The sequence below is a fragment of the Sneathiella sp. genome (assembly GCF_029233945.1).
Classification (GTDB): Bacteria; Pseudomonadota; Alphaproteobacteria; order Sneathiellales; family Sneathiellaceae; genus Sneathiella.
Map to the genome: position 1 here is coordinate 1 of NZ_JARGOQ010000005.1, position 12,432 is coordinate 12,432.

Genomic DNA, 12,432 nt, shown 5'->3' on the forward strand with positions numbered 1-12,432 from the left:
ATCTTTTTCTGGAGATGCGTCATCGCGACAAAGGCTTCCTCGCCGCAACGTCCGAACAGATGATCATGCATCTTAGTACAGAGAACGGACCAAAGGCCGCGCCCATGCCCGACTATTTACAATCACGCCTGCAGAAACATAAAGATCGGTTCGCGAATGCACCCTTGCCGCATCAGGCCGGCGCTGTGATTGGTATCCGCCGCAAATCATAAAAACACCGCCAATATGCAGCGTTTTTTCAATAAGTATGATTAGGTGTTTGGCGGGGTCAGGCGGCCTGACTATCTGCGGCTGCACTATTACCGAGCTTGGCAATCAAGTAGTCAACATTCTCGCCATCGAACTCATCCTGGAAATGGGTCAAAACGCGCTCAATAACCTGATTGCGGTAGCGCTCCCGATCTCCCGGCGTGCCATCGAAATCCAATTCATTGGCCACGTCCAGTCCAACTCTCATAATCTGCTGCAAGCCGCCAGGGATATTGGATTTTTCGCAGAGCTGCTTTAGCCCGTTTCCGCCCGCGTCAGTCACCAGAATATGTACATTTGAAACCGCGATATTCGAATATTTCGCCATAGCGGTTTCAAAGAAATCGACATCCCCAACGCAAAGGGCCCGAAGGATAATTGTTGGGGTCAGGCGGTTGTTCTCATGCAGCTGATCAATCAGATCAACAAGATCGGAATGGCTGGCACCATCCTTGATAAAGCCGATCATCGTCTTTTCACGGCTTTCCAGAATGAGATCGGTCGCCATGCCGGGGGACATTTCATGATGCGTCACAAGATGCTCACGGAGTTTGTCCGACACCATCGTCACCAATCGCTCGGTAACCGTAATCGGCAATTTGCTCCGATTCACCATCGGCTCCTGTATCTTCTCGCTCTCGCCAAACTGGTCGAGAACCTTTTCATAGGTTGCATCGGAAATTGCGGCGCCGTCATTCTGCATAAGCGTTGCGACGACATCCTCTGATCCGCTATCGGCCAGCTTTTCGGAAACCGCTTCCGATACAACCTCCCGGCTTGCGACGGCGATCTGATGCAAATCGGATTTGGAACTGATGATGTCAAAAAGGTCTTCGTCAGTGAGCGCACTTGAAAAGCTGAGCATCGGGGTCGCCACGTCCGCAATATCGCTCGCCAATGTCTTCGCGATATCGCGCGGCAAATCCGGAACCGATTTTAAGGTTTCCGCCAACGTCTGGCGCACCAGAACCTCTGCATCGCTCACGAGAATACGGAAAATTTCCTCGGCTTCGCGACGTTCTGTCTCGCTAAAGCCTGTGCCCGCCATACTTCCCGCGATTTTCTCAACTGTTTCCGCCCGCGCAGTTGCGGAGCGATCATTAAGCAGTCGTTCAACATCCGCAGGGCTTAAAGAACCGTTATTAGACACATTGGCTCCAGTATTTTAAGTTATTCGGAAGCTCCATTTTGGCTAAATTATGTTAATATTTCCTTAATCCAAACGCCCTTCGGTGACTTCTTTTACGGCACGGATCTGATCTTCAACACTGATATTCAAGTAGCTGGTAATCTCCAAATCCCGGTCCTCGAATACATCCATGTCGGGGTTTGTGGACCGCCACTCGCTGATTTTCAAATCTCGGGCGATTATCAGTTGCTCAATTTGCGGACGGAACAACATCGACATTGCGGTCAGCCAGCGGTTTGCTGGCCAGGAGGGAGTGCAATGATCAATGATAAAACCATCCAGCATATCGATAACATCCGCCTTATCGTACCAGTTTTCCCCGGTCACCCAGCGATTGGTGGTAAATAACGCAACCGGAAAACCCGCGCTGTCCATGGATATAGCGATCAAATGGCAGATAATTTCATCTTCTTCAGTTGGCCATTCAGCGGTTCCGTCGTAGGGCACCGGCGCCACACTCTCCCTCATTCCTTTTTTGCGCAGGAAAGTATGGAAATGCCCGTGCTCCCCCTCACGATGAGCATGATAATAATATTGAGCATGGGTTTCACCGTCATAAACATCCCCTTCGGGGTAGTGATCCCATTCATAAAATGTCCCCTGCCCTTTCAGGATTTCGCTGACAATGTTCGCATCGCCCTTTTTAAGCACACGATAGCATTCCAGGATTTCGTCGGCCGCCACATTCATCCGGACAAGCCGTTCCTGCGGCAAAGCTCTTAATGCATCTCGTAATTCTTTTGAGGTTTTTATCATTCAAACACCGGGGCAACAGTCGTGATTAAAAGCATCAATATAAACATTGACGACCATGGTGAAATACTCTTTCACGATAAGGTGATGGATTGTGTTAATCGCAGGCCGACCGCGACATTATGCCTCTATTCCCTCCAAACCAACTATGTTATTCCACCAGTGAAATGGCGGCGTCTTCAAGTGAATGGTGAAAGGAAAAACCATGAAAATGACGAAATTAGCAACCTTGGGAATTTCTCTTGCTATCTCTCTCGCAGCGGCCCCGGCATTCGCAGACGGCGATGCCGCGAAAGGCGAAAAAGTCTTTAAAAAATGCAAGGCCTGCCACACCATCGAACAAGATGGCAAGAACAAGATCGGCCCGAATCTTTTCGGTATTGTCGGAAAGAAATCCGCTTCGATTGAAGATTATAAATATTCAACGGCGATGCAGGAAGCAAATCTCACTTGGGATGATGCAACGCTGAGCGAATATCTTAAAAAACCGAAAGCCCTGGTCAAAGGAACAAAGATGAGCTTCGCCGGCCTTAAGAAAGAAAGCGACCGGGAAAACCTCATCGCCTACTTGAAAACTTTCCAATAGGGTAAATTCCGGATTGGCCTGCAGCTCCGGAGGGGACTGCGATATTTGATCCAACAATTTATAGTTGCAGGGGTGCTAATCTGCTACCCCAAAAATATTCGCGTCTATGAGCAATGGATTCTTTAGCTTTGACATAATCTCGCCCCTATTCACGGTAATAAATCGAAACGTATAACATCTGTTGGCGCCTTGCAGGCCTTAGGGTCGCGGGAATGGTGTATTGAGGCCAAACATTTTAAAAAATTAAGACCTTCTTTACATCCTAAGTTTATACGTTATTTACGAAGCAACAGCTATTGCCGCGTAGAAATCCGTGAATAATTACTGCGATAGAGAACTAGTCCATTGAATACAAGAGGTTTGGCATCTCAACAACCTTCGGGCAATGACCCTGCAGAGATCAATCGATCCGCGGCGCCATACGGACCTGCCCTCAAACTGAATTACAGCAAATTGCGGCTGCTGATTCTGGAGCCGCACGACCATATCCTCAACTTCTGCCACGACATCAACATTCCTGTCGCAACCCATGAAAGCAATTATAGCAAGTCCATTGCAAAAGACATTGCCGCCGGAGTCTACAACTGCATCATCATTGATGGTGCAGAGGGCGATTGTGAATACACGGAAATTCTGACCGAAGCATCCAACAAGCCGCCGTTCCTGCCAGTGATTGTGATTGACGGATCCCTCAGCTTACTACGCGCAGGCGCTTCTGAGAATATCGCAAGTACAGACCTCTCTGCAGAGAGACTGGAAACAGCCCTTTTTAATTCTGATCGCCTTTGCAAGCTGAACAACCGAACGGCGATCCTTGAAATGGAACTTTCCGCCTTTATTGAGGAAGATCCATTGACGGCCCTGCCCGGGCGCAGCAAGTTCCGCGTCCGCATGGCCAAGGCGATAGAAAAAGCGCATAACGCGAAAAAGCCGGTATCCCTGATCATTCTCGATTTAAACAGCTTCAAGGAATTGAACGAAAGCCGTGGCCATGATTTCGGTGACGAAGTTCTGAAAACAGTTGCCAAGCGGCTTTTTAAATTTGCCCCCTATAATTCAATCGTTGGGCGACTTGGCGATGATGAATTTGCCCTTCTTGCCGTTGATCAGGATTTCGATACGGAGACTGACAATATCGCGGCACGCCTGATGAATGAAATCCGCAAACCATATGTTATCGAAGGTCAAAAAACGGACGTGAGCGCCACCATCGGTCTGGCCCAGCTCGACGATCATGATACGGCGGATGGGTTGTTGCATAAATCCATCTCCGCGCTCTACGCAGCGAAGCGGGATAAAGCACCGTACGCAGTCTACACACACCAGGACGACCTTGAGCGTCGTCAACAATTGCGACTAGCGCAGGATTTGCCGGACGCTGTAGCAGATAATCAACTCTTGCTGAATTATCAGCCGATTGTCCGCATCAGCGACAAAGAGGTTATCGGTGTCGAGGCATTGGTCAGGTGGCAGCACCCAAAACAAGGGCTTATCTTCCCGGACAGCTTCATTCCCCTGGCCGAAGGCTCGGGTTCCATAGAGGCCTTGACGGAATGGGTTCTGGATGAAGCTATCCACCAAGGGAGCCGCTGGATTGCCGACGGAAAAAAACTTTCAGTATCGGTGAATATTTCCGCTCTAATCCTGCATAATCCCGCCTTCCCGGATATGGTGGCAAAACAGTTGGAGAAGACTGGCTTCCCCGCAGAACTCCTAAAGCTTGAAATCACGGAAAGCGCCATTATCTCGGATGTCAACCGGGCAACGGAAATCGTAACCCGTCTTTATGAAATGGGTGTTTGCCTTTCGATTGACGATTTTGGAACGGGATACACCTCACTCGCTTACTTGCGCCGCCTTCCGGTTGACGAGATCAAGATCGACAAGAGCTTTGTCATGAACATGATGCATGTCGCCGATGATGAGGTGATCGTCCGCACGTTGCTGGACCTTGCAAAAAGCCTCGGCCTTTCGGTAGTTGCCGAAGGGGTGGAAGATGCGCAAATCTGGAAAATTCTTGAGGCCCTCGATTGCGATGTTGCGCAAGGCTACTTCATGAGTAGACCGATTGATCTTGACGCGTTTAATGACTGGTTACCGAAGCAGCCCTGGAAAGACGAGCTGAAATAACCATTTCGGTCAAACTCCGTTTGACGCCGCCGCAGATATCCCTGAAAATAATCAAAAATGAGGGAGCTGCCCATGTCGGAATTTGGTCCGGACGTCATCATCAATAACACCGCCTATCTTCACCCCAGCGCTTTGATTTATGGCAAGGTGCGACTTGAAAAAGGGGTGTCACTGTGGCCCTACACGGTCATTCGCGCCGAATCCGAGGAAGTGGTGATCGGGGAATATACCAATATCCAGGATTTCGTCATGATTCATGTCGGCGCGTCAACCGGCACCATTGTCGGCTCCCATTGCTCAATTACCCATCACTGCACTTTGCATGGCTGCACAATCGGCGACAACTGCCTGATCGGCATCAACACAACGATCATGGATGGCTGCGTTATCGGAAATAACTGTATTGTCGCGGGGCATAGCTTCCTGAAGGAAGGAACAGTAATACCAGACAATTCGATCGTCATGGGAACGCCGGGTAAGGTCGTTCGGACACAAAATAATTATGCCCGTTGCCGGTTAAACGCCTTCATGTATTATCGCAACGCACTTGCCTTCACACGCGGTGAACACCGTGAATGGGTTTCCGATGATTGCCTGAAGGAAGTGCAGAGCGAAATAGACAAACTTCAGAAAGAACAAGCCCCCCTTGAACAACAGGCCTGAGGGCAGGTTGAACTGATAATATTTTGAGAGGCGAAATGACCGAAATGCAAAATCCTTACCTCATGTTCCTTGGAGACGTGAGCGATCAACTGGCCGCCAAAACCGCAAAAGGTATTGTCGACTGGCGCCCGGAATGGTGTGTTGGCCAGTTGAAGCTGGACGGTTGTGCCGCCGATCTTGGCATTAAGGACATGACGATCGCAGAGGGGGTGAAAAATGGTGCCAAGACCATGGTGGTCGGCATCGTGAATTCCGGCGGTTTCCTGCCTGATCACTGGATCTCCGTTATCGTCGAGGCGCTTGATTCCGGAATGGATATCGCAAGCGGGCTGCATATGCGTTTGGGAGAGGTTCCGGAAATCCGGGCCGCCGCAGAACGAAACGGCCGTGCTCTGTTCGATGTCCGTCATCCATCGCGCAGCTTGCCAACCGGCAAAGGAACCCCACGTCAGGGAAAACGACTTCTCGCCGTCGGAACTGACTGTTCCGTTGGGAAGATGTACACCGCCCTCGCCATTGAGAAAGAAATGCTGGCACGGGGCATGAAGGCGGATTTCCGTGCGACAGGCCAGACGGGAATTTTCATTGCCGGTTCCGGCATCTCCATTGATGCCGTGGTTGCCGATTTCATTTCCGGCGCCGTCGAAGAACTATCACCGGAAAATGACGCGGATCACTGGGATATTATCGAGGGACAGGGTTCACTCTTTCATCCGTCCTTTGCCGGCGTCAGCCTCGGCCTTCTCCATGGCGCGCAGGCTGACGCGCTTGTTCTTTGTCACGAGCCAATGCGCACCCATATGCGCGGATTGCCGCATCAACCCCTGCCGGACCTTAAAACCTGTATGGAACTGAACCTCACGACGGCACGGCTTACGAATAAAAACGCAGAGTTTATCGGCGTTGCAATCAACACGTCCGGGCTTAAGGAATCGGAGCGGCTGGACTATCTGGCAAAGATCGGAAAAGAACTGGGGCTGCCGACAGTGGATCCCTTCAAGGACGGTACCGCGTCAATAGTCGATAATCTGCCATGACAAAACGGCAACTCGCGGCCCGATCAGAGAGCTGGCCGATTGCGGGTAGTTTTAGGATCAGCAGGGGCGCCAAAACCTCCGCCGATGTCGTCGTCGCTGAAATTACCGAGAATGGGGTGACTGGGCGCGGCGAATGTGTGCCCTATGCCCGCTATGACGAGAGTATTAGCTCCGTCCTTGGTCAGATTTCTTCCGTTCGCGATTTTTTAGCCGACGGGCTGACAAGAGACGGCCTTTTGACTGTTATGCCATCCGGTGCGGCACGCAATGCCATTGATTGCGCGCTCTGGGACCTGGAAGCGAAACAAAGCGGCAAAAGCATTGCCGAAATTGCCGGCATTCCCGCCCCAGGGCCGACTATTACTGCTTATACCTTGTCACTCGATAGCCCGGAGAATATGGCTGCGGCGGCAAAGAAGCACAGCAGCCGTCCGCTCTTCAAGCTCAAGCTCGCAGGTGAAGGCGATCTGGAAAGAGTGGCGGCGGTGCGTAACGCCGCGCCGCGCACACGACTGATTGTCGATGCAAACGAGGCCTGGACCGCCGATATGATGCGGGAATTTTGCCCGAAGATGGCCGACCTCGGGGTCGAGTTGATCGAACAACCCTTGCCCGCCGGCGAAGATTCGGTGCTTGGGGATATGGAGCGACCGGTTCCGATCTGCGCCGATGAAAGCGCGCATGATACGGCGACTCTCGATGATGTCGTGGAACTCTATGACTATATCAATATCAAGCTGGACAAGACGGGGGGTCTAACAGAGGCCCTCATACTTGCCGAGGCGGCACGGGAATTCGGACTTGGCGTTATGGTCGGCTGCATGCTGGGGACAAGCCTGGCCATGGCCCCTGCCATGTATCTTGCATCCTATGCACGCTTCGTTGATCTGGATGGTCCGCTGCTTCTTGAAAAAGATCGCGAGCATGGCATCCAGTTCGACGGGAATGTCATGCATCCCCCGTCGCGGGAGCTATGGGGGTAACCCCCCACGCCCTTGACCGTTCAGCGGCCCTTGAATTCCGGTGCGCGCTTTTCAACAAAGGCAACGGCAGCCCCTTGGTGATCCTCCGTCTCGAAAGAGCGGATCATCTGGTTCGCCTCCCAATCCAGCACCTCACTTAACGTCCCTTCGGATGCCGTATTGATATTCTTCTTCATATAGCCAACGGCAACGGTCGGGAGACTGGCAAGCTTTTTCGCCATCGCGGCGGCGGCGGCGGGCAACTCATCCGACGGAACTGATTTATTGACCATTCCGATGGCTTCGGCCTCCTTGCCGAGGACAACATCCGCCGTAAAGTAAAGCTCCTTCGCCTTGGCTTCGCCAAGAAGCTTGGTCAGGAAATAGGAGCCCCCGAAATCGCCGGAAAGACCGACTTTCGAAAAGGCCGTCGTGATCTTGGCGTCATCCGCCGCGATCCGCATATCACACGCCATGGCGAGAGAGAAACCTGCCCCGGCAGCCGGGCCCGGAATAACGGCAAGCGTCGGCTTCGGCATCTCGTGAAGGATGCGGCTCACCTCCATCCGTTCCCGCAGATCCTGGATTCTTTCATCCAGATTGACCTTCGCGCCTGCATTTGCGGCAAAGCCTTTTACGTCGCCGCCCGCGCAAAAAGCACCCCCAGCGCCAGTCAGCACAACAGCACGAACAGAGTTATCCTTTGCGAGACGGGCAAGCTTCTCGCTCAAACCATCCATCATTTCCCGCGTGAAGGCATTGCGAGCTTCCGGCCGGTTCATGGTCAGGGTCGCAATTCCATCTTCAATTTTTTCAAGAAGTACATCAGACATTTTTTATTTTCCTTATTTTAAGTTCATCTGAAAAAAGTTCTCACTGGCGTGGCAGCTGTTGCTCCACAAGCCGCGCCCAAATGCTGGCGCCAATCGATAGCACCTCGTCATTAAAATCAAACTCGGGATGATGCACCGCTTGAAAATGCGTTTCATCATTGGTGCCGAGAAAGAAATAACAACCGGGACAGGCCTCCAGCATGAAGGCAAAATCCTCGCTGCCCATGCGTATCGGCGTATCCATATTCACATTCTCATGCCCCACAATTTCAATAGCAGCCCGCGCGGCAATCTGCGTTTCTTCTTCATGATTAACCACACTCGGGTAGCGTCTCTGATAATCGAGCTCTATCTCCACGCCATGCGTCGCAGCCACTCCGGCGCAAATTTCCTTCACACGGGCTTCTATTTGATCGCGTATCTGAGCCGTCATTGCCCGGATGGATGCGGACAGGATTGCTTCTTGCGGGATAATATTAATGCCGGTGCCCGCCTGAAACTGGGTGACGCTGACCACCGCATTCTCGACCGGGCCGACATTACGCGCCACAATCGTCTGAAGGGCGGTGTAAAGCTGCACTCCAGCGGCAATCGGGTCATTGGTCAGATGGGGATAGGCCGCATGCCCGCCCTTGCCCCTTATCTTCATGACTGCCGTATCGGCAGACGCCATAATCGGACCGGTGCGCACATTGAATGTGCCGCGCGGCATACCGGGCTGATTATGAAGACCATAGACCCCATCGCAAGGGAACCGCTCAAAAAGGCCATCCTTGACCATAGCATCACCGCCGCCGCCGCCCTCTTCTGCCGGCTGGAAGATAAAATGCACCGTGCCATCGAAATTTCGGGTTTCGGACAGATACTTCGCGGTTCCCAGCAAAATTGCCGTATGGCCATCATGACCGCAAGCGTGCATCTTCCCGTCAATAGTGGATTTGTGGTCGAAGTCGTTCTCTTCCTGCATCGGCAGGGCATCCATGTCGGCCCGAATGCCGATAGTGCGGGAGCTTGTCCCTTGACCTTTCAGGACACCGACAACACCGGTTACCCCAATGCCTTCATGAACTTCGATCCCCCAACCGCGCAGTTTTTCCGCAACGATGGCTGCTGTCCGGCGCTCTTCGAAGCAAAGTTCAGGATGCTGATGAATATCCCGCCGCCACGCCTGCATCTCGCTATGGGTCTCCGCAATCCGGTTATTGACAGGCATCCCGCTCCCTAACTTTTAAACGTTTTAGACTATACCCATGGTGCCACCCTTTCGTCGGAATGGCAATATCCTGCACAAAAGGCACAATAGACTGAAATTGAACATTTGCGCGTCACAATCTTCTTTTAATTCTTCATTTGTAGACTATATGAGAGGGCTTGTGTGCATGTGCGAAAGGATAGCTTGCTAATCCCCGGATCGGCGCTATACTGCGCGCGCTTTTTACTAAAAAGACAAAGTAGTTATCATGGAAATTCGGAACGTAGCGATTATCGCCCATGTCGATCATGGGAAGACAACCCTTGTGGATGGCCTCTTGAAACAAAGCGGGACGTTCCGGGACAACCAGAATGTGGCCGAACGCGCCATGGACAGCAATGATCTGGAGCGGGAACGCGGCATCACGATCCTTGCCAAATGTACCTCGGTCGAATGGGAAGGCTATCGCCTGAATATTGTAGATACGCCAGGCCATGCGGATTTTGGTGGCGAGGTTGAACGTATTCTCAGCATGGTCGATGGTGTTGTCGTTCTTGTCGATGCCGCCGAAGGCCCGATGCCACAGACAAAATTTGTGACGCAGAAGGCGCTTGGCCTTGGCCTGAAGCCGATTATCGTGATCAACAAGGCCGACCGGCCGGATGCACGCCCGGATGAGGTTCTTGATGAATGCTTTGATCTCCTTGTCGCACTCGACGCGAATGAAGATCAACTTGATTTTCCCATTCTCTATGCTTCCGCCAAAGAAGGCTGGGCCGTCACAGATCTATCCGAGCCTAAGGAAAACCTTCATCCGCTGTTCGACCTAATTGTCAAACATGTTAAGGCGCCGGAAGTGGATGAGGGGGCGCCCTTCCGGATGCTGGTAACGACCATTGAAGCTAATCCCTACCTTGGCCGTCTGCTGACAGGCCGGGTGGAAAGCGGTGTCCTCAAGACAAACGATCCGATCAAGGGCTTGAGCCGCAAGGGCGGCAAGATCGAGGATGCGCGTGCGACAAAAATCATGGCGTTTCGCGGCCTTGAGCGAGAAACTATTTCGGAAGCGCGCGCCGGTGACATTGTATCGGTTGCCGGTCTGGTTAAAACCACAGTTGCCGATACACTTGGCACGCCTGAAGAGACCACCCCGCTGGATGCGCAGCCGATCGATCCGCCCACTATCTCTATGACATTCGCGATCAACTCATCGCCCCTTGCCGGTCGTGATGGCGACAAGGTGCAAAGCCGGGTGATCCGCGCCCGACTGATGAAAGAGATTGAGGGCAATGTCTCTATTCGTGTCGAGGACAGCGCGGAAGCGGATTCCTATATCGTCTCAGGGCGGGGCGAATTGCAGCTTGGTGTTTTGATTGAAACCATGCGCCGCGAGGGCTTCGAGCTGTCAATCAGTCGTCCGAGAGTTCTCTTCCGTGAAGGCGAAAATGGCGAAACGCTGGAACCACTCGAAGAAGTGGTTGTTGATGTGGATGATGAGTTTTCCGGTGTCGTCGTTGAGAAGATCGCTCTTCGCAAGGGTACCATGACTGATATGCGCCCTTCAGGTGGCGGCAAGACACGGATCACTTTCCTCTGCCCCACCCGCGGTCTGATTGGCTACCATGGCGAGTTTCTGACCGACACGCGTGGTACCGGCATCATGAACCGTCTCTTTCATTCCTATGTGCCGCATAAGGGCGAAATCCCGGGTCGACGCAACGGCGTGCTGATTTCCAACTCGACCGGCAAGTCCGTGGCCTTCGCACTTTGGAACCTGGAAGCACGTGGCTTTTTCTTTGTCGGCAGCGGTATCGATGTTTATGAAGGCATGATCCTCGGAGAACATAACCGTCCCAACGATCTGGAAGTCAATGCACTCAAGGCAAAACAGCTGACCAATATCCGCGCATCAGGAACCGATGAAGCGGTTCGCCTGACCACCCCGCGCAAATTGAGCCTGGAGCAGGCAATTGCCTATATCGACGACGACGAGCTGGTGGAGGTAACACCTAATCACATCCGCCTGCGCAAACGTCATCTCGATCCGCATGAGCGCAAAAAAGCCTCCCGCGAGAAGGTTGCCAGCTAACTCTCAGCCGTCAATTTCAGGCATCGTTGCAGCATCCTAAAATAAGGGTGGCGATAATTCACGTCTTGTGAAAACATATGCCCATCTTAACAATAACAAAAAACCAAACGAGGGTATGATGGCGTTGATCGATGTAGTTGCCGAAGTCGCAGGGAAAGTCTGGAAAGTCGAAGCAAAGGTCGGACAGACGTTGGAAGAAGAGGATGACGTCATCATTCTGGAAAGCATGAAAATGGAAATTCCGGTTGGCGCCCCCGCCGATGGAACGCTGAAAGAGCTTCTGGTCGGTGAGGGCGATGCCGTCGCAGAAGATCAGGTCGTTGCACGGATAGAAGCCTAAGCGGGCTTTCTCGACAATTTCAAATAAGTTACCAGAGCCATGTCGCCGGGTCGGGGACTGGCTCGTTGCGCGCGTGCAGCTTGAGCCCCTTGACGCAGCGGATGATAAACCAGATATACGCCGCCAGGATTATCAAAAAACCGATGCCGGCGAACATCAGCAATGACCCGATGACGCAGTAAAGAAAAAATATCCAGAAACTGCGGATCTGGAAGCGAAAATGCGTTTCAACCCAAGGCGCGCCGTCGCCACGGTTGATATAGGCCATAACAACACCAACCAGATGCGCAATTGGAAAAATGAGGCCCGCCAGATAGATAAAATAGATGATCTGCGCCATCTTGACGGCGCCCTGCATCTGGGCCTCACTCTCAGTCTGTTCGGTGATATTATTCATTCTGACGCCTTC

Annotated in this window: 12 protein-coding genes and 1 pseudogene; 8 read left to right on the plus strand and 5 right to left on the minus strand. The window is 52.3% G+C overall.

The features are described from left to right. Positions 1-212 (plus strand): annotated as a pseudogene (locus tag P1U71_RS02735) (hypothetical protein); the annotation flags it as partial. Positions 213-268: 56 nt separating this feature from the next. Here the strand turns inward: P1U71_RS02735 and P1U71_RS02740 are convergent. Then, complete coding sequence (locus tag P1U71_RS02740; protein WP_301104017.1) at positions 269-1,399, minus strand: DUF2336 domain-containing protein; 1,131 nt, start codon at positions 1,397-1,399, stop codon at positions 269-271. A gap of 63 nt (positions 1,400-1,462) precedes the next feature. Beyond that, on the minus strand, positions 1,463-2,194 hold the full coding sequence (locus P1U71_RS02745) for a hypothetical protein (protein WP_301104018.1): 732 nt from the start codon (positions 2,192-2,194) through the stop codon (positions 1,463-1,465). Positions 2,195-2,402: 208 nt separating this feature from the next. On the opposite strand from P1U71_RS02745, the gene P1U71_RS02750 reads away from it, so the two are divergent. From P1U71_RS02750 to dgcA, 5 genes are all read left to right on the plus strand, one after another. After that, positions 2,403-2,777: a cytochrome c family protein gene (locus tag P1U71_RS02750; protein WP_301104019.1), complete on the plus strand. Its 375-nt coding sequence runs from the start codon at positions 2,403-2,405 to the stop codon at positions 2,775-2,777. A gap of 453 nt (positions 2,778-3,230) precedes the next feature. After that, on the plus strand, positions 3,231-4,907 hold the full coding sequence (locus tag P1U71_RS02755; RefSeq protein ID WP_301104020.1) for a bifunctional diguanylate cyclase/phosphodiesterase: 1,677 nt from the start codon (positions 3,231-3,233) through the stop codon (positions 4,905-4,907). Between the two features lie 72 nt (positions 4,908-4,979). Further along, the gene (locus P1U71_RS02760; RefSeq protein WP_301104021.1) at positions 4,980-5,570 is read left to right on the plus strand and encodes a gamma carbonic anhydrase family protein; all 591 of its coding nucleotides are present in this window, start codon (positions 4,980-4,982) and stop codon (positions 5,568-5,570) included. Positions 5,571-5,605: 35 nt separating this feature from the next. Then, positions 5,606-6,607: an N-acetyltransferase DgcN gene (gene dgcN, locus P1U71_RS02765; protein WP_301104022.1), complete on the plus strand. Its 1,002-nt coding sequence runs from the start codon at positions 5,606-5,608 to the stop codon at positions 6,605-6,607. Further along, a complete protein-coding gene (dgcA, locus tag P1U71_RS02770; RefSeq protein ID WP_301104023.1) occupies positions 6,604-7,590 on the plus strand; it encodes an N-acetyl-D-Glu racemase DgcA in 987 nt (328 codons plus the stop codon). Before dgcN ends, dgcA begins: the two co-directional genes overlap by 4 nt. A 20-nt stretch (positions 7,591-7,610) precedes the next feature. Here dgcA and P1U71_RS02775 read toward each other — a convergent pair whose 3' ends face one another. After that, complete coding sequence (locus P1U71_RS02775; RefSeq protein ID WP_301104024.1) at positions 7,611-8,402, minus strand: enoyl-CoA hydratase; 792 nt, start codon at positions 8,400-8,402, stop codon at positions 7,611-7,613. A gap of 40 nt (positions 8,403-8,442) precedes the next feature. Beyond that, positions 8,443-9,615 (minus strand): M20 aminoacylase family protein, encoded by a 1,173-nt coding sequence (locus P1U71_RS02780; RefSeq protein WP_301104025.1) that lies wholly within the window; start codon positions 9,613-9,615, stop codon positions 8,443-8,445. A 247-nt stretch (positions 9,616-9,862) separates the two neighbouring features. Here P1U71_RS02780 and typA point away from each other — a divergent pair, with 247 nt between their 5' ends. Together typA and P1U71_RS02790 are read left to right on the plus strand one after the other, a co-directional pair. After that, complete coding sequence (gene typA, locus P1U71_RS02785; RefSeq protein WP_301104026.1) at positions 9,863-11,683, plus strand: translational GTPase TypA; 1,821 nt, start codon at positions 9,863-9,865, stop codon at positions 11,681-11,683. A gap of 118 nt (positions 11,684-11,801) precedes the next feature. Continuing rightward, positions 11,802-12,023, plus strand: a complete 222-nt coding sequence (locus P1U71_RS02790) for an acetyl-CoA carboxylase biotin carboxyl carrier protein subunit (protein WP_301104027.1) — start codon at positions 11,802-11,804, stop codon at positions 12,021-12,023. A 28-nt stretch (positions 12,024-12,051) separates the two neighbouring features. Here P1U71_RS02790 and P1U71_RS02795 read toward each other — a convergent pair whose 3' ends face one another. Next, positions 12,052-12,420, minus strand: a complete 369-nt coding sequence (locus P1U71_RS02795; protein ID WP_301104028.1) for a DUF4870 domain-containing protein — start codon at positions 12,418-12,420, stop codon at positions 12,052-12,054. Positions 12,421-12,432: the final 12 nt, after the last annotated feature.

Bases quoted from the DNA above. Each gene is read 5' to 3' on its own strand.
- P1U71_RS02745 (WP_301104018.1), bottom strand. From the start codon at position 2,194: ATGATAAAAACCTCAAAAGAATTACGAGATGCATTAAGAGCTTTGCCG.
- P1U71_RS02750 (WP_301104019.1), top strand. From the start codon at position 2,403: ATGACGAAATTAGCAACCTTGGGAATTTCTCTTGCTATCTCTCTCGCA.
- P1U71_RS02760 (WP_301104021.1), top strand. From the start codon at position 4,980: ATGTCGGAATTTGGTCCGGACGTCATCATCAATAACACCGCCTATCTT.
- dgcN (WP_301104022.1), top strand. From the start codon at position 5,606: ATGACCGAAATGCAAAATCCTTACCTCATGTTCCTTGGAGACGTGAGC.
- dgcA (WP_301104023.1), top strand. From the start codon at position 6,604: ATGACAAAACGGCAACTCGCGGCCCGATCAGAGAGCTGGCCGATTGCG.
- P1U71_RS02775 (WP_301104024.1), bottom strand. From the start codon at position 8,402: ATGTCTGATGTACTTCTTGAAAAAATTGAAGATGGAATTGCGACCCTG.
- P1U71_RS02780 (WP_301104025.1), bottom strand. From the start codon at position 9,615: ATGCCTGTCAATAACCGGATTGCGGAGACCCATAGCGAGATGCAGGCG.
- typA (WP_301104026.1), top strand. From the start codon at position 9,863: ATGGAAATTCGGAACGTAGCGATTATCGCCCATGTCGATCATGGGAAG.
- P1U71_RS02790 (WP_301104027.1), top strand. From the start codon at position 11,802: ATGGCGTTGATCGATGTAGTTGCCGAAGTCGCAGGGAAAGTCTGGAAA.
- P1U71_RS02795 (WP_301104028.1), bottom strand. From the start codon at position 12,420: ATGAATAATATCACCGAACAGACTGAGAGTGAGGCCCAGATGCAGGGC.